The sequence below is a fragment of the Coralliovum pocilloporae genome (assembly GCF_030845175.1).
GTDB classification, from domain to species: Bacteria; Pseudomonadota; Alphaproteobacteria; order Rhizobiales; family Cohaesibacteraceae; genus Coralliovum; species Coralliovum pocilloporae.
The window spans coordinates 2,436,189-2,457,451 of the sequence record NZ_CP132542.1; the positions used below are offsets into that span (position 1 = coordinate 2,436,189).

The 21,263-nt window shown below is 56.7% G+C and carries 18 protein-coding genes; 10 read left to right on the forward strand and 8 right to left on the reverse strand.

The features are described 5' to 3' along the window. Positions 1-46: 46 nt before the first annotated feature. The 4 genes from RA157_RS11225 to RA157_RS11240 form a co-directional block, all read right to left on the reverse strand. Positions 47-1,357, reverse strand: a complete 1,311-nt coding sequence (locus tag RA157_RS11225; RefSeq protein WP_350333212.1) for an NAD(P)/FAD-dependent oxidoreductase — start codon at positions 1,355-1,357, stop codon at positions 47-49. Positions 1,358-1,381: 24 nt separating this feature from the next. Further along, positions 1,382-2,773 carry an aspartate aminotransferase family protein gene (locus RA157_RS11230; protein WP_350333213.1) on the reverse strand — a complete coding sequence of 464 codons (1,392 nt, stop codon included), beginning with the start codon at positions 2,771-2,773 and terminating at the stop codon, positions 1,382-1,384. A gap of 24 nt (positions 2,774-2,797) precedes the next feature. Next, the gene (locus RA157_RS11235; RefSeq protein WP_350333214.1) at positions 2,798-4,192 is read right to left on the reverse strand and encodes a glutamine synthetase family protein; all 1,395 of its coding nucleotides are present in this window, start codon (positions 4,190-4,192) and stop codon (positions 2,798-2,800) included. Positions 4,193-4,530: 338 nt separating this feature from the next. Beyond that, complete coding sequence (locus RA157_RS11240) at positions 4,531-5,229, reverse strand: GntR family transcriptional regulator (RefSeq protein WP_350333215.1); 699 nt, start codon at positions 5,227-5,229, stop codon at positions 4,531-4,533. 251 nt (positions 5,230-5,480) lie between these two features. On the opposite strand from RA157_RS11240, the gene RA157_RS11245 reads away from it, so the two are divergent. The 6 genes from RA157_RS11245 (at position 5,481) to RA157_RS11270 (ending at position 12,042) form a co-directional block, all read left to right on the forward strand. After that, positions 5,481-6,572 carry a polyamine ABC transporter substrate-binding protein gene (locus tag RA157_RS11245; RefSeq protein WP_350336193.1) on the forward strand — a complete coding sequence of 364 codons (1,092 nt, stop codon included), beginning with the start codon at positions 5,481-5,483 and terminating at the stop codon, positions 6,570-6,572. A gap of 95 nt (positions 6,573-6,667) precedes the next feature. Beyond that, on the forward strand, positions 6,668-7,828 hold the full coding sequence (locus RA157_RS11250) for an ABC transporter ATP-binding protein (protein ID WP_350333216.1): 1,161 nt from the start codon (positions 6,668-6,670) through the stop codon (positions 7,826-7,828). Between the two features lie 10 nt (positions 7,829-7,838). Continuing rightward, positions 7,839-8,738, forward strand: a complete 900-nt coding sequence (locus tag RA157_RS11255; RefSeq protein ID WP_350333217.1) for an ABC transporter permease subunit — start codon at positions 7,839-7,841, stop codon at positions 8,736-8,738. Then, the gene (locus RA157_RS11260; protein WP_350333218.1) at positions 8,738-9,556 is read left to right on the forward strand and encodes an ABC transporter permease; all 819 of its coding nucleotides are present in this window, start codon (positions 8,738-8,740) and stop codon (positions 9,554-9,556) included. The genes RA157_RS11255 and RA157_RS11260 overlap by 1 nt, the downstream gene beginning before the upstream one ends. A gap of 35 nt (positions 9,557-9,591) precedes the next feature. Further along, entirely contained in the window at positions 9,592-10,575 is a 984-nt protein-coding gene (speB, locus tag RA157_RS11265) for an agmatinase (RefSeq protein WP_350333219.1), read from the forward strand. Between the two features lie 66 nt (positions 10,576-10,641). Then, positions 10,642-12,042, forward strand: coding sequence for a glutamine synthetase family protein (locus tag RA157_RS11270; RefSeq protein ID WP_350333220.1), 1,401 nt, complete (start codon positions 10,642-10,644; stop codon positions 12,040-12,042). A 69-nt stretch (positions 12,043-12,111) separates the two neighbouring features. Here RA157_RS11270 and RA157_RS11275 read toward each other — a convergent pair whose 3' ends face one another. Together RA157_RS11275 and RA157_RS11280 are read right to left on the reverse strand one after the other, a co-directional pair. Further along, positions 12,112-12,753 carry a hypothetical protein gene (locus tag RA157_RS11275; protein ID WP_350333221.1) on the reverse strand — a complete coding sequence of 214 codons (642 nt, stop codon included), beginning with the start codon at positions 12,751-12,753 and terminating at the stop codon, positions 12,112-12,114. 163 nt (positions 12,754-12,916) lie between these two features. Next, positions 12,917-13,660, reverse strand: coding sequence for a type 1 glutamine amidotransferase (locus RA157_RS11280; protein ID WP_350333222.1), 744 nt, complete (start codon positions 13,658-13,660; stop codon positions 12,917-12,919). A 136-nt stretch (positions 13,661-13,796) separates the two neighbouring features. Here RA157_RS11280 and RA157_RS11285 point away from each other — a divergent pair, with 136 nt between their 5' ends. Then, positions 13,797-14,465 carry a GntR family transcriptional regulator gene (locus RA157_RS11285; RefSeq protein ID WP_350333223.1) on the forward strand — a complete coding sequence of 223 codons (669 nt, stop codon included), beginning with the start codon at positions 13,797-13,799 and terminating at the stop codon, positions 14,463-14,465. A 65-nt stretch (positions 14,466-14,530) separates the two neighbouring features. Here the strand turns inward: RA157_RS11285 and RA157_RS11290 are convergent, their stop codons facing one another. After that, positions 14,531-14,920: a hypothetical protein gene (locus tag RA157_RS11290; RefSeq protein ID WP_350333224.1), complete on the reverse strand. Its 390-nt coding sequence runs from the start codon at positions 14,918-14,920 to the stop codon at positions 14,531-14,533. A gap of 142 nt (positions 14,921-15,062) precedes the next feature. On the opposite strand from RA157_RS11290, the gene glyA reads away from it, so the two are divergent. Next, on the forward strand, positions 15,063-16,376 hold the full coding sequence (glyA, locus tag RA157_RS11295; protein WP_350333225.1) for a serine hydroxymethyltransferase: 1,314 nt from the start codon (positions 15,063-15,065) through the stop codon (positions 16,374-16,376). Positions 16,377-16,405: 29 nt separating this feature from the next. Here the strand turns inward: glyA and RA157_RS11300 are convergent, their stop codons facing one another. Further along, positions 16,406-16,873 (reverse strand): Lrp/AsnC ligand binding domain-containing protein, encoded by a 468-nt coding sequence (locus tag RA157_RS11300; protein ID WP_350333226.1) that lies wholly within the window; start codon positions 16,871-16,873, stop codon positions 16,406-16,408. A gap of 148 nt (positions 16,874-17,021) precedes the next feature. On the opposite strand from RA157_RS11300, the gene putA reads away from it, so the two are divergent. Together putA and RA157_RS11310 are read left to right on the forward strand one after the other, a co-directional pair. Beyond that, positions 17,022-20,543 (forward strand): bifunctional proline dehydrogenase/L-glutamate gamma-semialdehyde dehydrogenase PutA, encoded by a 3,522-nt coding sequence (gene putA / locus RA157_RS11305; protein WP_350333227.1) that lies wholly within the window; start codon positions 17,022-17,024, stop codon positions 20,541-20,543. An 84-nt stretch (positions 20,544-20,627) separates the two neighbouring features. Further along, complete coding sequence (locus RA157_RS11310; protein WP_350333228.1) at positions 20,628-20,798, forward strand: hypothetical protein; 171 nt, start codon at positions 20,628-20,630, stop codon at positions 20,796-20,798. Positions 20,799-21,263: the final 465 nt, after the last annotated feature.

Genomic DNA, 21,263 nt, shown 5'->3' on the forward strand with positions numbered 1-21,263 from the left:
TTCCCGAGTGGATATGCTTCAGCCCCGAGGGCAGGCGCAGATGGTTCTATAGCTTGTCGCGCAGGGCGTAGTACATCATCCCGAGAACCAGCAGGGGGTAGCGGAGGCTGGCGCCGCCGGGGAAGACCGGCGTTGGAATGCGTTCCATCACGTCAAAACGGCTGGCCGTTCCGTCGATGGTTTCAGCCAGAATCTGACCGGCCAGCGACGCCAGAGCCACGCCCTGACCGGAATAGCCGCCAGCGCTCAGAATATTGGGTTTAAGCCGCGTGAAATAGGGCAGGCGGTTGAGTGTAATGGACAGGGTGCCACCCCAGCCATAATCAAGCCGTATATCTTTCAGCTGCGGGTAGATCTCCAGCATGGGCTTCCGGACAAAGGCCTTGATGTCAGCCGGGAAGCGGAAACTGTAATTCTCGCCGCCGCCAAACAGCAGTCGCTTGTCCGCAGACATCCGATAATAGTTGATGACAAAGCGAGAATCCGCCACCGCTACATCATCGCGGTTGATGGAGCGGGCGAGTTCGTCATCCAGTGGTTCCGTTGCCACGATGAAATTGTTGATCGGCATGACCCGACGAGCCACACTCTTGTCCAGATCATCCAGATAGCCATTGCAGGCCAGCACCACAAACCGTGCCGAGACAGATCCGTCTGCGGTGTGCACGACGGCCGGGTCGGTTTTCTCAAGACGGGTGACCGTTGATGTTTCAAAAATCCGGACGCCTGCCTTCTGTGCCGCATGTGCCAGACCAAGAACATAGTTCAGCGGATGCAGGTGCATGCTGCCTGTATCATAGGTGCCGCCGTGATAGGCATCCGTCCCGAGAAGGGCGCGGATTTCATCGCGATCAATAAACCGGATGGACGAGTAATCGTACTCAGACTGGAGTTTTTCGGCATAGGCCCGGCTCTCGTCCACATAACGCGCCTTGTGGTCGGCGTGGACAATGCCCGGCTTCAGGTCACAATCAATAGCGTGAGTCTCGACCAGACTACGGACCAGCGCCTTGGCCTCCTCGGCAATCTGCCAGAGCGCGTGCGCATGGGGCTTGCCGAGACTTTCCTCAAGACTCTCCTGATCCCGCCGTTGTCCGGTTCCTACCTGTCCGCCATTGCGCCCCGATGCACCCCAGCCCACCCGATGCGCTTCCAGAAGAACCACCGAATAACCACGTTCCGCCAGATGGAGTGCTGTCGACAAACCGGTATAGCCGCCACCGATGACGCAGACATCTGCGCGCTCTGAGCCTTCAAGGGCAGGGAAGGGCGGCAAGATGTTGGCCGTCGCCGCATAATAGGAGCGGGGATAGACCCCCGCTTCATCATTGGCAGTAAGAAATTGACCTGAAAACATGAACAGCTCTTGAGTTTTCCAGCCTCAGGCGAGACCTTTTTCCTGCGCGGCCTTGTAGGTCTGGTCGAGGGTCAGTGCGGCTTTGTCGATCAATTCGTCAATCTCGGCCTTGGTGATAACCAGCGGTGGTGAGATAATCATCGAATCCCGCACATGACGCATGACAAGGCCATTGCCAAAGGCATTTTCGCGACCGATCAGGCCGACGGTTCCCACCGGTGCATCAAAGGCTGCGCGATTGGCCTTGTCCGGGGTCAGTTCCAGAGCGCCGAACAGGCCGGAAATCCGGGCCTCACCCACCAGCGGATGGTCCCCAAGCTGCTTCCAGGCTTCAGCCAGATAAGGGGCGGTTTCATTGGCGACCTGGTCGACAATACCTTCCTCCTGCAGAATGCTGAGATTAGCCAGTGCGGCGGCACAGGCCGCCGGATGGCCGGAATAGGTATAGCCATGATTGAACTCGCCGCCCGATGCGATGAAGCCTTCCGCAACACGGTCGGAGACAATGACGCCGCCGATGGGCAGATAACCTGATGAGAGGCCCTTGGCGATGGGCATCAGGTCCGGCTCAATGCCGAAGGTCTCTGACCCGAACCATTTGCCGGTCCGGCCAAAGCCACAGATGACTTCATCGGCGACTATCAGGATGTCATGCTTGCGACAGATGCGCTGAATTTCCGGCCAGTAGGTCTCAGGCGGAATGACAACGCCACCAGCGCCCTGAACCGGCTCGCCGATGAAAGCCGCAACCCGGTCCGCACCAAGGCGCTCGATTTCCGCTTCAAGGGCACGAGCCCGCTGAAGACCGAATTCCGCCGGGCCCATATCGCCACCTTCGCCATACCAGTAGGGCTGGTCGATATGGGTGATGTCGGGAATGGGCAGTCCGCCCTGCTCATGCATGGCCTGCATGCCGCCAAGGCTGGCACCGGCCATGGTGGAGCCGTGATAGGCGTTCTTGCGCGAGATAATGACCTTCTTGTCCGGCTTGCCCATGGCGGCCCAGTAATGGCGCACCATGCGAACGACCGTGTCATTGGCGTCTGAACCGGAGCCTGCATAGAACACATGGTTCATGCCATCCGGGGCCAGCTCTGCAAGCCGTTCAGCCAGATCAATCGCGGGCGGGTGCGAGGTCTGGAAAAAGGTGTTGTAATAGGGAAGCTGCTGCATCTGCTTGTAGGCGGCTTCCGCGATTTCCTTGCGGCCATAACCCACATTCACACACCAGAGCCCGGCCATGCCATCCAGAAACTTGTTTCCATCCGAGTCCCACAGGTAGCAGCCATCTGCACGCACGATAATCCGGCTGCCCTTGGCATTCAGTTCCTGGGTATCTGTGAACGGATGCAGATGATGGGCAGCATCACGCTGTTGAAGAACTTCCGTTGGCTGCAGGTTCGGCATCAGGGTCATGGCATGTCCTACTTCTTGAAGGCGTTAAACAGTCAGGAGCAGGTGTTCCCGCTCCCATGGGCTGATCACCTGCATGAATTCTTCGAACTCATGGGCTTTCACCAGCCGGTACAATTCGGAAAAATTTGGTCCCAGAATTTCGTGCAGAGCCGTCGCGTCCTTGAATTCAGTCAATGATTCAAGCAGTCCGCGCGGCAGGCCGAAAGAGGCGTCATAGGCATCGCCCGAGAACTGGGCGCGGGGGACGATTTTGTCCCGCATGCCCAGATATCCAGCAGCAAGACAGGCCGCAATCGCGATATAGGGATTGGTGTCTGCGCCAACGATGCGGTTTTCAATCCGGCGGGCTTCGGGGGGTGAATTCGGCACCCGCAGGCCGACAGACCGGTTGTCGACACCCCATTCCACATTAATCGGTGCGGATGAGCCCACCACCAGGCGACGATAGGAATTCACATAAGGCGCAAGAAGGCACATGGCGGCAGGCATGTAATATTGCTGGCCACCAAGGAAATGCCGGAACAGATCCGTCTCATTGCCCTCATCGTCGGAGAAAATGTTTTTGCCGGTCTTCGTGTCAATCATGCTCTGGTGAATGTGCATGGCACTGCCGGGTTCATTGTCCATCGGCTTGGCCATGAATGTGGCATAACAGTCATGCCGGAATGCGGCTTCCCGGATAAGGCGCTTGAAGACGAACACCTGATCGGCCAGCTCAAGCGGATGACCGTGCAGCAGATTGATCTCAATCTGCGCAGCGCCACCTTCCTGGATGACCGTGTCTATTTCCATGCCCTGGACTTCGGCAAACTCGTAGATAGCCTCGATGACAGATTCATATTCATCCACTGCCATCATGGAATAGGCCTGTTTCCCGACGCTCTGGCGGCCGGAGCGGCCCACCGGCGGCTCAAGAGCATAGTCCGGGTCAATATTCTTCTGGGTCAGGTAAAATTCCATCTCCGGGGCGATAACCGGCTGCCAGCCTTCGGCCTCAAAATAGGACAGCACCCGCCGCAGCACGTTGCGCGGGGCATACTCCACTGGTTCTCCGGATGGATATCTGAGGTCATGAATCACCTGGACCGTGCGATCCTGCGCCCATGGCACAGCCCGCAGCGTGTTCAGGTCCGGAATGAGCTGGATGTCTTTCTCTGTCCAGTAATTCTCATCTTCAACCTCCACATATTCTCCGGTGATCGACTGGAAGAAGATCGAAATCGGCAGATAAGTAGGATTAAGGCTGGAGAATTTTGCGGCTGGCATGGCCTTGCCACGGGCAACCCCGGCAATGTCAGGTACCACGCATTCCACCTCGTCAATACGCCCTTTTTTAAAGAGAGCGCGTAGTTCATCGCTGGTCTGCGGTTTCGGAGCCGAGCTGAGCAGTTCGGCAAAATTGGCCATTTTGGGAGCCATGGGTCACCTGAGGGGTTGATATGTGCAAAAGCTGAATGTGATGGATCTAACGTGCCGTTTTGTTATCCGGCAGTCCACCCCACATCATCCGGTGAATCACAGCTATCCGTCGGAATTCTGCTTTCGGTCGGCCCGGTCACGACAATCGGCTCATGGTTCACACAGGGAACATGAGAGCAAACGTGCAGATCTGTGACGGCAGGCAAAGCCATGATGAGTCATCCATATCAAACAAGTCTAATTTTGTGATCACAAATTTCGCTTGTCAATGGATTTGTGCATAAAGGCCGGATTGTTGCCTGATGACTGCTGTTTGGTGACGGCTGGCTTGGGGCTCTTTAGCTGTCTGCAGAGAGGGCGTCGCCGATATAGTGCATGCCCTGACGGATATCTTCTGCGATAGCTGAGCGCAGGGCCATGGCATCACGCAACCGCAGGGCCTGCAGGGCTTCCTTGTGATAATCGACAAGATCAGTCAGCCCGTGGCGACCATAGACAAGCCGCATGAACGGGCCAAACTGCAGCCACAGACTGTCGACCAGCCCATGGATGACCTGTGACTGGGAATGCGCGTAGAGCCTTGAATGGAAAAGATAATTGCCGCGCATATAGCCTTCTGTATCGCCATTGGCCATGCTGATGTCTATGTGATCGTCAATCTGGCGCAGGTCGTCTATATCGTGGTCCGTAATCCGCGGCAGGGCCTGCAGGGCCAGCTCCGGCTCAAGCAGGCCTCGGGACAGGAGAATCTCTCTGAATCGCTGTCCTGTCATGGTCGGGATAGAGACCCGGCGATTGCCATGCAGCTCAAGTGCCCGCTCGGCAATCAGCCGGCGTACCGCCTCGCGAACCGGCATCAGACTGACATCCAGATCATCAGCCAGCCCGCGCAGAGTGACAGGTTTCCCGGGCTCGAATCCACCGAACAGGATACGCTCACGCAGAGCGGAATAGGTTTGCTGGTGAACCGGAGGTGCCGCGGAATCAGCGGGTTTGTCGGCCTGTGAAGTCTTAGGTCGTGCGTCTGTAAGAGCCATGCCGTCAGTATAGGGGCAGACGTATCCTTTGCAAGGAATGTGATCACATGCTCTTGTTTCCGGTTGTGAAATGTGATCAAAATATCGCCGTCACTGTGTCTGCCTTAAATTCGATACTGACAAATCAGACTGTTCCGGCGATCATAGGGGAGAGTGTCGCGGATCAAGCTGACACATCTGTGGTGAACCCGAACGCCAAGCCCTAACCTGATGGGCTTCAAGAACAATCTGGGAGGTTAAACATGCCTGCAATGCGTATTCGTCCAATGATCGGTCTTCTGTCCGGTGTGGCTATGCTGGCCGCATCATCTGCTGTGGCTGAGGATCGTGTGGTCAATGTCTACAACTGGTCTGACTATATTGATGAATCGATCCTTGAGGAATTTACCAAGGAAACCGGCATCAAGGTCCGGTATGACGTCTTCGATTCAAATGAGCTGCTTGAAACCAAGATGCTTGCAGGCGGATCCGGTTTCGATGTGGTGGTGCCATCCGGGACCTTCCTGTCCCGCCAGGTTCAGGCCGGAGTGTTCCAGAAACTCGACAAGTCCAAGCTCGATAATCTGAAAAACATGTGGGACCAGATCGAAGCCCGCACCGTCAAGTATGACCCGGAAAACTCCTATTCCATCAACTACATGTGGGGTACGACCGGCATTGGTTACAATGTGGAAGAAGCCAAGAAGCGCATTGGCGGCAAGGTGGATTCCTGGTCAGTGATTTTTGACAAGGACGTTGTGGCCAAGTTCAAGGATTGCGGCATTCACGTGCTTGATGCACCGGAAGAACTGATCCCGGCCGCGCTGAACTATCTGGGTCTCAACCCGGACAGTCACGATCCTGCCGATATCAAGAAGGCCGGTGCCCTGCTTCAGGAAATCAGCCCGAACATTCAGAAGTTCCACTCGTCTGAATATATCAACGCACTTGCCAATGGTGATATCTGTCTGGCCGTCGGCTGGTCCGGTGATGTTTTCCAGGCCCGTGACCGCGCTGCAGAAGCCAATAATGGTGTCACAGTCGATTACGCCATCCCCAATGAGGGTGCGCTGATGTGGTTCGACCAGATGGCCATTCCGACGGATGCCAAGAATGTGGAAGAAGCCCACATCTTCATGAACTACATCATGCGTCCGGACGTGATCGCCAAGGCGTCCAACTATGTCTACTACGCCAATGGCAACAAGGCGTCCCAGGCGTCGCTGGTGGAAGATGTAATCCAGGATCCGGCGATCTATCCGGATGAAGAGACCACCAACAAGCTCTATGTGACCACACCGTTCCCGCCGAAATCCCTTCGTGTGGCAACGCGTGAGTGGACCCGCGTCAAGACTGGTCAGTAAATCGATGAAACCATACGGCGCCGGTTTGTTATGCCGGTGCCGTATGGACCGTTCGTTCGATCTTCCTTCCGTTCCTGTCAGGCGCAGTCTTCATCATGACCCAATCGGCATCGGCTCAGGCCCCCCGCGAATTCGCTCCATGGAAAAATCCCGATGAGAAGCCACTCATCCGCTTCCAGAATGTAATCAAGCGGTTCGGGAGTTTTACCGCTATCGATGACCTGACCCTGAATATCTATGAGCGCGAGTTTTATGCGCTTCTGGGGCCGTCAGGCTGCGGCAAAACCACCATGATGCGGCTGCTGGCGGGTTTCGAGACCGTGACAGAAGGGCAGATTCTTCTGGATGGGGAAGACCTGTCAAACATCCCCGCCAATCGACGCCCGATCAATATGATGTTCCAGTCTTATGCGCTGTTCCCGCATCTGACGGTGGAAAAGAACATCGCTTTCGGCCTGAAACAGGATCGCTGGCCAAAAGCCGAGATCAAGGAACGGGTCGATGAGATGCTGGCTCTTGTCCAGCTTGAGAAATTCGCATCCCGCAAGCCACATCAGCTGTCTGGTGGTCAGCGTCAGCGTGTGGCGCTCGCCCGCTCGCTGGCCAAGAAGCCGAAAGTGCTGCTGCTGGATGAACCGCTCGGCGCGCTTGACAAGAAGCTGCGCGAGCAGACCCAGTTCGAACTGATGAATATTCAGGAGCAACTGGGCCTGACCTTCATTATCGTGACCCATGATCAGGAAGAGGCGATGACGGTCGCAAGCCGGATTGCCGTGATGGATCAGGGTGAAGTGCTGCAGGTGGCGACGCCTGCCGACATCTACGAATATCCCAACAGCCGCTATGTGGCTGACTTTATCGGCGACGTGAACCTCATTGAGGCCCATATTGCCGATACGTCCGGCGAGTTCATCGAAGCGGACTGGTCAGGCAACACGGACAGAATGCGCATCAGGCCGCATCCGGGAGAGACCCATGAGACCGGTGCCACGGTCTGGCTCGCACTCCGACCTGAAAAGGTGGGGATTTCCAAGGAGAAACCGGAAGCGGCACCAAATATCAATATGGTGGAAGGCGAGGTCTGGGAGATTTCCTACACCGGCAATATCTCCACCTATCACGTCAAGCTGGATGACGGCACCATGGTCAAGGCGCAGGAAGCTAACCGCCTGCACCTGGCCCGCCGCGAAATCACCTGGGAAGACAGGGTCTGGCTTCACTGGCGCGCGGGCAGCGGCGTGCTGCTGAACCGGTGAGGGGGCTCTTATGAAACCGTCATTGGGGCGCTTCCTTTTGATTGCCATACCGTTTGTATGGCTGCTGGCGCTGTTCCTTGCGCCATTCTTTATCGTTCTGAAAATATCGCTGTCTGATGTGGCCGTGGCGCGGCCACCCTATACGCCAACATTTGACCTGTCCGCCGGATGGGATGCGTTTATGGGCGCACTGTCCGAACTGGACCTGGAGAACTACACCTGGCTGACGGAAGATGACCTCTACTGGCGGTCCTATCTCTCCAGCCTGCAGATTGCAGTATTCTCGACCATTCTGACGCTGCTGATCGGTTATCCCATTGCCTATGGCATGGCGAAAGCCCCAAGTGAGTGGCGACCGACCCTCCTGATGCTGATTATCCTGCCCTTCTGGACCAGCTTTCTGATCCGTGTCTATGCCTGGATCGGCATCCTCAAAAAGGAAGGCCTGCTTAATCTGGTGCTCATGTGGGCGGGACTTATTGATGAACCGCTGATTATCCTCAACACCAATGTAGCGGTCTATATCGGCATTGTTTATTCCTATCTGCCCTTCATGATCCTGCCACTCTATGCGGCGCTTGAACGGATTGACGGCAGTCTTCTGGAAGCTGCTGAAGACCTCGGGTGCTCGCGTATGTCGGCGTTCTGGAAAGTGACCATACCGCTGTCCATGCCGGGTATCATTGCCGGGTGTTTTCTGGTGTTCATCCCGGCCATGGGTGAGTTTGTCATCCCCGATATTCTGGGTGGTTCGGAAACCCTGATGATTGGCAAGACCCTCTGGGTCGAGTTCTTCTCGAACCGCGATTGGCCGGTTTCCGGTGCGGTTGCCGTGTTGCTGCTCCTGCTTCTGGTGGTGCCGATTGTGCTGTTCCAGAAGCATCAGGAAAAGAATCAGGGGACATTGTGATGGTTCGGAATTTCACCTGGTTCAATGCAACATCGCTGACATTCGGCTTCCTGTTTCTTTATCTGCCGATTGTCCTTCTGATGATCTTCTCGTTCAACGAGTCAAAGCTGGTGACCGTCTGGGGTGGCTTCTCCACCAAATGGTACGCGGAAGTGTTTGCCAACAAGGGCATCATTGATGCGGCCTGGGTGACGGTACGGGTGGCGTTTTTCTCAGCCACCATTGCCACTGTCCTCGGTACCATTGCCGCCCTTGTTCTGGTCCGGGCAGGGCGGTTCTATGGTCGTACCCTGTTTTCAGGCATGGTCTATGCCCCTCTGGTGATGCCCGAAGTGATCACCGGCCTGTCCCTGCTGCTGCTGTTCGTGTCGATCAATTTCGACCGCGGGTTCTGGACTATTCTGCTGGCGCATATCACCTTTTCCATGTGCTTTGCCTCGGTGGTGGTCTCCTCGCGTCTGGTCACATTCGACAAGTCTCTGGAAGAGGCGGCGCTTGATCTCGGCTGTACGCCGCTATCGGCCTTCATACAGGTTACTCTGCCAGTGATCGCTCCGGCGGTGGTTTCAGCCTGGTTGCTGTCCTTTACCCTGTCGCTGGATGACCTGGTGATCGCGTCGTTTACCTCCGGGCCGGGCTCGACCACCTTGCCGATGAAAATCTACTCACAGGTCCGCCTTGGTGTGACGCCTGAAATCAATGCGCTCTCCACCATTCTGGTGGTGATCGTATCTGTCGGGGTCATCACGGCTTCCCTTGCGAGCAAGCGGGCAGAAGCCCGCCGCATCAAGGAAGAGCAGGCGGCCTTTGCCCAATAAAATGTTCAACAGAACCGAATTTTCGGAGAAGACACATGTCGGATCATGATGAGACGACCGTCCATGACGAACACAGCCAGAAGGATCTGGCATTCACCCGTCCGTCGCCCTATGGCACGCTGGTCGAGAGCACCTATTCCGGTGCCCTCAGCTTCATGCGCCGCCGCTATACCAAGGATCTGAGCGAAGCGGATGTGGCTGTGGTCGGCATTCCGTTCGACCTTGCGGTGACCAATCGTCCGGGCTCGCGGTTCGGTCCACGGGCCATCCGGCAGGCGTCGTCCATGATGGCCTGGGACAGGGCCTGGGGCTGGGAATTTGATCCGTTTGACCGTCTTGCTGTGGTCGATTTCGGTGATGTGATGTTTGATCCGGGACGTCCCGATCAGGTGCCGGAGGAAATCGCCGAACAGTTCCGCGCCATTCTGGGCCAGGATGTGGCGACCCTGATGCTGGGTGGAGATCACTTCTCCACCTATCCGGTGGTGAAGGCACATGCGGAGAAGCATGGTCCTCTCTCCCTCATTCATTTCGATGCCCATTCCGACACCTGGCGGGATGAAGAGGGGCGCATCGACCATGGCACCATGTTCTTCCATGCCGCTCAGCAGGGATTGATTGATCCCTCCCGGTCCGTGCAGACCGGTATCCGCACCAATAATGACGAGACACACGGCTTCACGGTCCTGTCTGCCGACTGGGTGCGGAAGAATGGTGTAGAGGCCACCATTGCGATGATCCGGGAAACCGTGGGTGACAATGCCTGTTACCTGACCTTTGATATTGACTGTCTGGACCCGGCTTTTGCCCCTGGTACAGGCACGCCGGTCATTGGCGGTCTGCAATCATCGGAAGCCCGTGAGATCCTGCGCGGCCTCGCCGGTATCAATCTGAAGGGTATGGATCTGGTGGAAGTGGCGCCGGCCTATGATGTGGGTGAGATTACAGCGCTTGCCGGAGCATCCATCGCCATGGACCTTCTCAGCATCTATGCCCATCAATTCCCCGACCGGACCTGATCCGTTCTGAAGAAAGACAGATACAGCCCTTAAGGGCAGACCGTTAGAATCAACTGGATAAATCCAATGCTTGCCAGCACCCATTCCGCTGAAAACCGTCGCCTGTTTGCAGAAGAGGTCGATCAGTTTCTGGCTGACAATCCCGATATCGAAAAATTCGAAATGCTGTTCTCAGGCCTGTGCGGCGTCCTGCGTGGCAAATGGCTGCCGCGAGAAGGGCTGCGGAAACTGGCCAAAGGCGGTGTGCGTCTGCCGCGTTCGACCTCGCTCCTGGATATCTGGGGCTATGACGTGCCGACCATCGGACGATCTATTGAACTGGGCGACCCGGACGGGCTTTGCCGTGGCGTGCCGGGCTCTCTGCAGCGGGTGCCGTGGCTGGATACGCCGACAGCCCAGGTGCTTGTCACCATGTCCGAGGAAGACGGTGCGGACGCCTGCATTTATGACCCGCGCACGACGCTTTCAGCTATGTGTGAGCGGATCAAGGCCATGGGCTATACGCCAGTGGCGGCTACCGAACTCGAATTCTACTTCGTTGATCCGGAACCGGGCGAATATGGCCACCCGCTCCCGCCGATGATCCCGGGTCTGAAACGGCGCCTGGATGGATCCCAGGTCTATGACATGAACATTCTGGCCCGTTTCGAGCCGGTAATGAACGAGATCACCGAGGCATGCCGCTTGCAGAATATCCCGGCTGATACAACAATCTGCGAGTTTGGTCCTGGCCAGTTCGAGATCAATCTCAGCCATGTGGACGATGTGCTGAGGGCAGCCGATCAGAGTGTGATGTTCAAGCGGGTTGTCCGTCAGGTGGCCTGGAAACACGGACTTGATGTGACCTTCATGGCCAAGCCCTATGCCGATCATACCGGCAATGGCCTGCACGTCCACATGAGCCTGCTGGATGAAGAGGGCAACAATGTCTTTGATGGCGGCAAGGAAGGCGAGGCGAATGATCTGTTGCGCCATGCGATTGGCGGCATGCTGGCGTCAAGCCGTCAGATGCAGGCCATCCTTGCGCCGCATCGCAACTCCTATCGCCGTTTCCAACCGGGCTCCTATGCACCGGTGACCCCGTGCTGGGGCTATGATCACAGAGCGGCGGCAATCCGGGTGCCGGAAAGTGTCGGCCCGGCCACGCGGTTCGAGCATCGTATTGCAGGTGCTGATGCCAATCCGCATCTGGTGCTCGCTGCCATTCTGGCGGGTGTCATTGACGGGATAGAGCGCAAGGTCGAGCCGGACCCGGCCATTCAGGAACTGTCTGACGTGGACAAGTACGAGATTCTCACCGCCAACTGGGAATTGTCCGTGGATGCGTTCGAAGCCTCTGACCTGGCTCGGCAGATGTTTGGCGAGACCTTCTGCGCGATTTACACGGAAGGCCGGAGAGCCGAACAGGCTGTCTTTGCCGCCACCATTACCGATATGGAATACCGCACCTATCTGCAGAAGGTCTAAGCGGCTTTCAGACAAAAAGGACCCGGCATTTCTGCCGGGTCTTTCAGTTTGGGGGAGGGGAGAGGTATCTTACTTCGGTACGATGGAGTTCCCTGCGACCGGGAGCCTGCTGCCAGTCCATTTCTTGCAGACAACCGGGACTTTGTAAGGTGCGCTATACTCAATGATCGGGTTCTTGTTGCCGGCCCCGTTGGCGGACACCTTGAACTTCACGTCAGCGAGGAAAGACACCGTGCGATCCTTGCCGAAGATCACCTTGTTTGAATGACCCTGCTGGCGCATGCTGTTGGCAAGCCAGTTACACATGCTCACTGCATTGTTCTGCAGAAGGCCTGTCGGGATGGCCATGGATACATTCTGGTTCACCTGCTTCGGACGCTTGCCCACTGAATAGGACTTCGATGCCTTGAAGGATGAAATCAGCGGCACCTTTGCGGCAATGCCGTAATTGTTGGTGAGCTCCGGGGTGACTGACCAGCTCTTGATCCGTCCTGATGTACCGGTGCTGTACTCAATCTTGGCGAACATGGTCACCTTGTGACCCTTGTAGCCGAGTTTTGTGTAGGACTGGCCATTGCTGACAACAGCCAGAGGTTTTGGCTGAAAGTTGGTAACCCGGCTGACCTGGGTATCGGCTGCAGATGAGACAGTTGTCGCCGCCAGAATGAGAGCGGCTGAACCCAGGGTGTGCAGAGCAGATTTGAAAAACATTTTGTGGTCTCCATAAACAATCAAAATCGATGTGACATGGATGTGTCGCGAGACCGGGGGAAAAGGTTCAAGAAAAGTTGAAAATTATTCCAAAATAATTACAAGTCTTTGATAATATTGATTTTTACTCTAATTCTGCGGGGATAAATTCCCCGCAGGAGGTTTATTCTGCAGCGGTCCGACGCTCGAATAGCTCTGTCAGAAAGCGGTTGATCCAGCGGGCCACAAAACCGGTATCAATGGCGTCGTGCACATCACCCATGGCGGCATCTGCCAGCTCTTCAGGAAGCGGCTTGCCGCGACGGGCTTTCAGCAGGGCTTCCACATAGGTCCCGTCGAATTCAGGATGCCCCTGGAACGACAGAGCCCGATCCCCATAAGCCACGACTGCATGCTCGCAGAAGTCTGATGAAGCAAGTGTCCGGGCCCCGTCCGGCAGTCTGGTGATCTGGTCCTGATGATAGGCCTGAATGGTAAAGCTCTGCCGGTCATCTGCCGGGCCGTCTGCGCCGGGGTGAATCCGGTAAACATGACGTCCCAGACCCCAGCCCTTGTCTGACTTGACTACCGTGCCGCCCAGAGCTTCTGCAACAAGCTGGTGGCCGAAACAGATCCCGATGACGGGAATGGTCTGCTCATAGGCGTCGGCGATGATGGCCTTGAGCGGCGGGATCCAGCTATGGTCTTCATAGACACCATATTTGCTGCCGGTAATCAGCCAGGCGTCACATTCGTCTGCGCTCTGCGGCAAGGCGCCGTCCAGCACCGCATAGTGACGGAACTGCCAGACCGGCCCACCCTCATCCAGCAGGGTTTCGAACATGGTCGGATAGTCCGGAAAGGCTCCATTGAAGTCTTCAGGCGGGCGTCCGGTTTCGAGAATTCCGATTGTTGGTCTTTGTGTCATGAATGCTGTCTCCCAGACCATCATATGGAGCCAGAAACAGGGAAAAATCAAGGCTGACAATGGCCGATTACAAGGTTTGTCAGCTTGGTAACAGGCAGCTTTGCTAAAGATCACTGAACTTTGGGAGGAGTTTGGAATGCAGTGGATGGCGCTGGACGTCTTGAAGGAGCAATATGCCCATATCAACCCGGCCCCTGCCTTTGCATCCAACGTTCTGAGAGAGGCCATCATCTCCGGCATTCTGCACCCCGGAACCATCGTGCGGCAGGATACGATTGCCGCGCGGCTGGGCCTCAGCAAGATCCCTGTCAGAGAGGCCCTCAGAATATTGGAGACTGAGGGCCTTGTCCGCTTCGAGATGAACCGCGGCGTTCTTGTAACGGATCTGTCTGTGGATGAGATGGCCGAGCTTTTCATGCTGCGCAGACTGATTGAATGTCGTGCACTGGAACTGAGCATCCCTCATCTGACCGAAGACGATCTGGCAAGGGCTCAGCACCTGCTCGATGAGGAAGCCTCCTGTCATGATCTTGTCCGGATCAGTGAAATCAACCGGGCCTTTCATGACTGCCTGATCTGTTGTGGACCCACCAGAAAGGCCCGCAGTGTGGTCTCTACCCTTCTGGCCCAATGTGAGCGTTATGTTCGTCTCCACATGAGCGGGGAAGAAGACAGGGCGCGGTCTCACCAGGAACACAAGGCCATTCTGGACGCGGCCCGGACCCGTGAGCCTGATCGCGTCATTGACCTGATGAATGACCACTTTGATCAGGTGATCAGGGCCCTGGGCGAACGGATCGCCTGAACGCCGAAAGGACCGGCTCTTGCGAACCGATCCTTCGGGGGAGGGGGAGAAAACTGGGGCAGGTCTTAGAAGGAGACGCCTACTCCGATAAGGCCGAACGGGCTGATTGTGATGACGGTGCGGGAACCGTCGTCATTGCCGATTGCTGTAACCCGTGTACCTGTTTCCGGATCGTATGAGCTTGCCCATGGGCGATTGCTGCGATTGACATTCCGGCGATCAACAACATTACCGCGTTTGTTGCGTTTGATGATCTCGCGACCGCCGGTCCGTGTCCGGCGAATGGTGCGGGAAGACCCGTCTGCATTGTGGACAGTTACAAAATCGTCGGTCCAGTGTGCGCCGCCACGGTCGCCACCACGTCCACCGCCATCGCCTGCATGAGCTGGAATAACAGCGAGGCTTGTTGCAAGAACGGTCAGGGCGAGGGTTGTTTTCAGAGCTGAGGCAAACATTGTGATCTCCATCGTGTTGTCTTGTTTCGTTGTGTTCTGAACATCTGTCGCGCCAGCTCAGGAAAAGGTTCAAAGAAATTTTGATTGCTTGTATCGGGCGGCATTTTGCGGAAAGGTCATGATCCCAAAAAGGAGATTGACCATGACAGACAAGCGTTCCTGGATGCCCCTTCACAGTCAGGATGTCTGGGCGCGAGTGGCGCATGAGGCCCATGGGCAATCAGGGGAGGCTCTTGCTGCACAGATTGAGAGCCTTGTTGCCGCCAATGCTGGCATTCATGAACGACAGTGCCTCAATCTCAATCCGGCCACCAATGTGATGAACCCACGCGCCGAGGCTCTTCTGGCCAGAGGGTTGGGGTCGCGACCCTCTCTCGGTTATCCCGGTGATAAATACGAGATGGGCCTTGAAGCCATTGAGCAGATCGAAGTCATAGCGGCGGAACTGGCAGCATCGGTCTTCAATGCCCGGTTTGCCGAAATCCGAGTGGGCTCCGGGGCTCTGGCCAACCTCTACGCATTCATGGCCACCACAAAGCCGGGAGATACTATTCTGGTGCCTGATGCCGCCATTGGCGGCCATGTAACCCATCATACGGCAGGCGCAGCAGGGCTCTATGGGCTGAATATCATCACAGCGCCGGTCAATGGTGCAGATTATACCGTTGATGTGGATAAGCTCAGAGTGCTCGCACAGGAAATCAGGCCCGCCCTGATCACCATCGGCGGCAGCCTGAACCTGCAACCTCATCCGGTGGCGGATTTGCGCGCGATAGCCGATGAGGTCGGCGCACGCCTCATGTTTGACGCGGCTCATCAATGTGGCTTGATCGCAGGTAAGGCATGGCCCAACCCGCTGGACCAGGGGGCTCACCTGATGACCATGAGCACCTATAAAAGTCTTGGCGGGCCAGCCGGTGGCCTGATTGTCACCAACGAACCCGATCTTGCGGAGCTGCTGGACCGTATTGCCTTTCCCGGATTGACGGCCAATTTTGATGCCGCCAAATCGGCCGCGCTGGCCATAACCATGCTCGATTGGCAGAGCTATGGTGAGGCCTATGCAAAGGACATGATAGAAGCTGCCGCAGCATTGCGGGCGGAGCTTTCGAGTGCCGGATTGCCGGTCTTTCACAGTGACCGGGAACAGTGCTCCCACCAGTTCGCCCTGGAAGCTGCATCATGGGGTGGCGGTCAGGCCGCAGCCAAACGCCTCCGTCAGGCAAATATCCTCACCTGCGGTATCGGCCTGCCGATTGCGCCTGTGGAGGGTGATATGAACGGGCTCAGACTGGGAACACCGGAACTGGTCCGCTGGGGCATTAAGGCCGGAGAAATGCCAAGGGTCGCTAACTGGCTGGCGGAAGCTCTCGCCGAAGAGGCTGACCTGAACCGGATTGCCCATGATGTCACAGAGTTTCGCCAGATGTTCACTGAGGTCGGGTATTCGGTTTAGACCCGGCCTCAAAGACAGCATGTCAACGACTATACAGGCACCGGGAGTGTCGGATCGTCCTTGATGGCTTCCATGACCATATAGGTGTGGGTCTGCTGGACCCCCGGCAGCAGGGACAGTGTGTCGCCCAGCAGGGCTCTGTAATGGGCCACGTCGCGGGTGCGGACCTTCAGCAGATAGTCAAAACCGCCACCGATCATATGGCAGGACTGGATTTCAGGAATGCGGCGGACCGCATCATTGAACCGGTCGAGAATATCGGTTGTTGTCCGCTCAAGCAGAACCTGCACGAAGGAGATGTAATTGGCTTCCAGCAGATCCGGGTCGAGCACGGCGCGATAGCCGGAAATATAGCCAAGTCGCTCGAGGCGCTTTACGCGCTCGGCGCAGGGGGTCTTGGTCAGATGGACGCGCTCTGCCAGGCGAACAATCGACAGGCGGCCGTCAGCCTGGAGAGCCGAGAGAATGCGGCGATCTATGGAATCGAGATCGATCATGGCTGGCTTTCTTTTCTGATAAGGTCTTTATGACTTTGTACGAAAGATAATAAAGGAATATTGCCTGTATTTCCATTGAAATAAGAGACAATTCCTACTGTTTCTCTGGCAGAATGGAGGAACGTAAATTCTCTGCCGGAGATACTTCATGGATCATTTGACCGCTCTCAGGGCTGATATTGCCGATCGTCGCTTCTGGTCTGAACAGGATGCCACGCTTGATAATCTGTCAAACCATCGCCTGTCGGCTGAAGAACGGGAGGCGGGCGTTACTGCGGCTGAAAAGCTGATTGGCAGTCTTCGTTCCCTGAAAACGCCCGGGCTGATGGAGACATTTCTCGCGGAATACGGGCTTTCCACCAAGGAAGGCGTTGCGCTGATGTGTCTGGCGGAAGCCTATCTGCGGACACCGGATGCCCGCTCGCTGGATGCACTCATCCGGGACAAGGTCGGTCCCGGCGACTGGGACAGTCACCGCGGCCGGGCACGATCTCTTCTGGTCAATGCATCGACCTGGGCGCTGATGCTGACCGGGCGGCTGTTCCGGGACAAGAACACGGCAGCAGCTGAGCTGGTTGACACCATGGAAGGAGCCGTGCGGCGGCTGGGCGAACCGGTTGCCCGTAAGGCGGTTGAGCAGGCCATGAAGGTTCTGGGTCGCCAGTTCGTTCTGGGGCGGTCTATTGCGGAGGCCGTTGAGAACGGTCGGGGCCGTACGGACGAAGGCTATGGATATTCCTTCGATATGCTGGGGGAGGCAGCCCGGACGGAAGAGGATGCACGTGCCTATTTTCTCTCTTATTCAAAGGCCATTGCCACGCTTGCTGACCATGCGAAATCATCGGATTTCCGGGATAATCCGGGTATCTCGGTGAAGCTGTCAGCCCTTCACCCCCGTTATGAATGGGTGCAGCGCGAGCGGGTGATGGCAGAGCTTGTCCCCCGGATCGGCGCGCTGGCTGAACATGCCCGAGCGGCCAATATCGGGCTGGCGATTGATGCGGAAGAGGCCGACCGGCTGGAACTGTCTCTTGATGTGATTGAGGCTGTTCTGCGCAATCCGGACCTGGTTGGCTGGGATGGCTTCGGTGTCGTGGTTCAGGCCTATAACAAGCAGGCGCCAGCAGTCCTCGACTGGCTGCATGCTCTGGCAAAAGACCTCGGACGACGGATCACGGTGCGTCTGGTCAAGGGAGCCTATTGGGATACGGAGATCAAGCAGGCTCAGGTGATGGGGCTTGAGACCTACCCGGTCTACACCCGCAAGGTGGCAACAGACCTGTCCTATCTGCGCTGCGCCCGGCTGCTTCTGGACAAGGCTGATCATATTTACCCGCAGTTTGCCACTCACAATGCCCATACGGCTGCAACCATTCTGCAGATGGCAGGCGACTTTGACGGCTTTGAATTCCAGCGTCTGCATGGAATGGGAGAAGCCCTGCATGAGCTTCTCCGTGAGACCGCCGGACGGCGTTGCCGGATCTATGCGCCGGTTGGTGTGCACAAGGACCTTCTGGCCTATCTGGTCCGGCGGCTGCTTGAAAACGGTGCCAACTCTTCCTTTGTCAATCAGGTGCTCGATGAGGAGGTTCCGGTTTCCGTCATCGCCGGTGATCCCATCACCCGGGTTGAAACGCTTGAGATCAAAGCCAACAAGAACATTCCGTTGCCTGCGGGCCTTTATGGTGAGGCGCGCCGCAACGCCCATGGTGTCAATCTGAACAGCCCGGCTGAAGCTGACGCGCTTGATCAGGCCATGAGCCGGTTTCGCGCCGTCCAGTGGCAGGCGCGACCAACAGTGGATGGAGCAGGGTCTGATGAGACGGCCCGGCCTGTTATCAGCCCGTCAGACCCGGATGATTGTGTAGGGCAGGTGATTGAGGCTGGCAGCGGCCATGTGGAGACTGCGATTGCCCGGGCCGTTAATGCAGCGTCCGGCTGGGCCGCAACGCCGGTTACAGAGCGGGCGGCGATGCTGGAGCAGGTTGCTGATCTGTATGAAGCCAATATGCCGGAGCTGATCGCGATTGGCTGCCGCGAGGCAGGCAAGACCCGGCTGGATGGCATCCTGGAAGTGCGTGAGGCGGTGGATTTCTGCCGGTATTATGCAGCTGAAGCACGGGGGAACCAGACAGGCAGACAGCCACTCGGCCCGATTGCGTGTATTTCACCATGGAATTTTCCGCTGGCCATCTTTACCGGCCAGATTGTGGCTGCTCTTGTGGCAGGAAATCCTGTTCTGGCCAAACCCGCAGAGCAGACGCCATTGATGGCCGCCCGGGCCATTGCCCTGATGCATCAGGCGGGTATTCCCGGCGACGTGTTGACCCTGCTGCCAGGGGACGGGGCCACGGTAGGCCGGGCTCTGACATCTGATCCGCGCATCAAAGGGTGCTGCTTTACAGGATCAACAGAGACGGCATCCCTGATTGATCAGGCAATGGCAGGCGAAGGCGATCCGGAGGCCATGCTGATTGCGGAGACCGGTGGTCTCAATGCCATGATTGTCGATTCAACAGCCCTGCCGGAGCAGGCCGTGCGCGACATCGTGCAATCCGCCTTCCAGAGTGCAGGACAGCGTTGTTCGGCCCTGCGGGTACTGTTTGTGCAGGAGGATGTGGCCGATACCATTCTGACCATGCTGGAAGGGGCCGCCCGGGAATTGTCGATTGATGATCCGTGGCTTGCATCAACTGATGTGGGGCCGGTGATTGATGACGATGCCCGGCAGATGATCCAAGTACATTGTGAAGCTCTGGAAGACAAAGGCCGCCTGTTGTTCCGTGTGCCTGTGCCCGCATCCATCGCCCGGCAGGGCACATTCGTCGCACCTGCGGCCTTCCGGCTTGAGTCGTTTGAGGAAATGAAGCGCGAAATCTTCGGCCCGGTCCTGCATGTGCTCACCTACAAGGCTGACGAGCTGGATGATGTGATTGACCGGATCAACGCGTCCGGATACGGGCTGACGCTTGGTGTTCATTCCCGTGTTGACCGCCGGGTGGACCAGGTCTGCGCCCGGGCCAGTGTCGGCAATATCTATGTGAACAGGAATCAGATTGGTGCGGTGGTCGGCGTGCAGCCGTTCGGCGGTGAAGGTCTCTCAGGCACCGGCCCCAAGGCAGGCGGTCCGGATTATCTGATGCGATTCAGCAGGCCAATGGACAGCGAAAGCATCCACCGTCCGGTCCTGTCTGTTGAAAGAACGCTTACGGGGCCAACCGGGGAAAGCAACACCTTGCGTCATGAAGCCCGCGGTGAGGTGGCCTGTCTTGGGGACGGTCCGTCACCGGACGTGGCATCACTGGTCAGACAGCTTCGGCTGGTCTCGGCGACCGGGAATACGGCCATTCTCGCCGATACGGAAGCCAGCCGGGCTGCACTCGCAAACGTTAAGCCGAACATGAAAGATCAAAACAAGGTGATTGTGACACCGGATGGTCACAATTCATCCCTAGATCAGCCGGGCTTGCGAGCGGTTCTGTTCGATGGAACCGGAGATGCCTTGCGGGAGCTCCGCCAGATTTTGGCGAAACGTCCGGGGCCGCGCATTCCGGTGATCAGGTCAGATGCTGATACGGCACGATGGCTGACAGTGGAACGGGTGGTGAGCGAGGACACAACGGCATCCGGTGGTAATGCCACATTACTTGCGGATGCAGACGTCGAATGACGCAGGATATGCACCAAACGTCATGTTAAGACTTCGGTGCGACAATTGGTAACGGGGCATAGTGCTCTGTGTAGAGGAAAGACAATGGGACAGTATAGTGAAGGTGCAGCACGGACCGAAAACGGTCACGCTGCGGAGCAGGACGAGTCAGGCCGACAAACCGCCGGTGAGCCGAGCCCGATTGATGAGGGACGGTTTCACCCGAAACCCAGTGTAGAAAACTGGAGCGAGGCCGTACGACGACAATTGCTCTGAACCCTTCAAGATGACAGATCCAGAGTTTTATAACTGAAAATTCAGGCCAGGAGTTTGGCCAGAAATATGGATCGTCTGACTGACAGAAAGCCGCCTGGGGAAACCCGGCGGCTTTCCTCGTTTCAGGGCAGGCATTCTGGCTTTCTTTCTGATCTGCTCTGCTTGCTGATATGTCCTTTCGCCCACCTTGCTGAGGCGTGGATTGGCGCTTTCCCTGGCCTTTTGAGTGCACCATGAGCGACCCGGAAAGCACGAAAAATCATCAGTTTAGAATTAGAATAATTAAAAGTTGACTTTTATAGTCAGAATTAAATTGACACTGCAACAGAACTGCATCATACCTGCTCTTGCGAGGCGCTTGCAGCTGGAGGGCAGTCAGTATCTCGCAAGAAATTACCAGCAGGGATTCTGAGGATTCTGGACTAAGCCGGGCCATTTGCTTTTGGTTGATCCCTGTTTAGCAGA

Excerpts from the sequence above, each read along its gene's own strand:
- RA157_RS11225 (WP_350333212.1), bottom strand. The coding sequence starts at position 1,357 with ATGTTTTCAGGTCAATTTCTTACTGCCAATGATGAAGCGGGGGTCTAT.
- RA157_RS11230 (WP_350333213.1), bottom strand. The coding sequence starts at position 2,773 with ATGACCCTGATGCCGAACCTGCAGCCAACGGAAGTTCTTCAACAGCGT.
- RA157_RS11235 (WP_350333214.1), bottom strand. The coding sequence starts at position 4,192 with ATGGCTCCCAAAATGGCCAATTTTGCCGAACTGCTCAGCTCGGCTCCG.
- RA157_RS11240 (WP_350333215.1), bottom strand. The coding sequence starts at position 5,229 with ATGGCTCTTACAGACGCACGACCTAAGACTTCACAGGCCGACAAACCC.
- RA157_RS11245 (WP_350336193.1), top strand. The coding sequence starts at position 5,481 with ATGCGTATTCGTCCAATGATCGGTCTTCTGTCCGGTGTGGCTATGCTG.
- RA157_RS11250 (WP_350333216.1), top strand. The coding sequence starts at position 6,668 with ATGACCCAATCGGCATCGGCTCAGGCCCCCCGCGAATTCGCTCCATGG.
- RA157_RS11255 (WP_350333217.1), top strand. The coding sequence starts at position 7,839 with ATGAAACCGTCATTGGGGCGCTTCCTTTTGATTGCCATACCGTTTGTA.
- RA157_RS11260 (WP_350333218.1), top strand. The coding sequence starts at position 8,738 with ATGGTTCGGAATTTCACCTGGTTCAATGCAACATCGCTGACATTCGGC.
- speB (WP_350333219.1), top strand. The coding sequence starts at position 9,592 with ATGTCGGATCATGATGAGACGACCGTCCATGACGAACACAGCCAGAAG.
- RA157_RS11270 (WP_350333220.1), top strand. The coding sequence starts at position 10,642 with ATGCTTGCCAGCACCCATTCCGCTGAAAACCGTCGCCTGTTTGCAGAA.
- RA157_RS11275 (WP_350333221.1), bottom strand. The coding sequence starts at position 12,753 with ATGTTTTTCAAATCTGCTCTGCACACCCTGGGTTCAGCCGCTCTCATT.
- RA157_RS11280 (WP_350333222.1), bottom strand. The coding sequence starts at position 13,660 with ATGACACAAAGACCAACAATCGGAATTCTCGAAACCGGACGCCCGCCT.
- RA157_RS11285 (WP_350333223.1), top strand. The coding sequence starts at position 13,797 with ATGCAGTGGATGGCGCTGGACGTCTTGAAGGAGCAATATGCCCATATC.
- RA157_RS11290 (WP_350333224.1), bottom strand. The coding sequence starts at position 14,920 with ATGTTTGCCTCAGCTCTGAAAACAACCCTCGCCCTGACCGTTCTTGCA.
- glyA (WP_350333225.1), top strand. The coding sequence starts at position 15,063 with ATGACAGACAAGCGTTCCTGGATGCCCCTTCACAGTCAGGATGTCTGG.
- RA157_RS11300 (WP_350333226.1), bottom strand. The coding sequence starts at position 16,873 with ATGATCGATCTCGATTCCATAGATCGCCGCATTCTCTCGGCTCTCCAG.
- putA (WP_350333227.1), top strand. The coding sequence starts at position 17,022 with ATGGATCATTTGACCGCTCTCAGGGCTGATATTGCCGATCGTCGCTTC.
- RA157_RS11310 (WP_350333228.1), top strand. The coding sequence starts at position 20,628 with ATGGGACAGTATAGTGAAGGTGCAGCACGGACCGAAAACGGTCACGCT.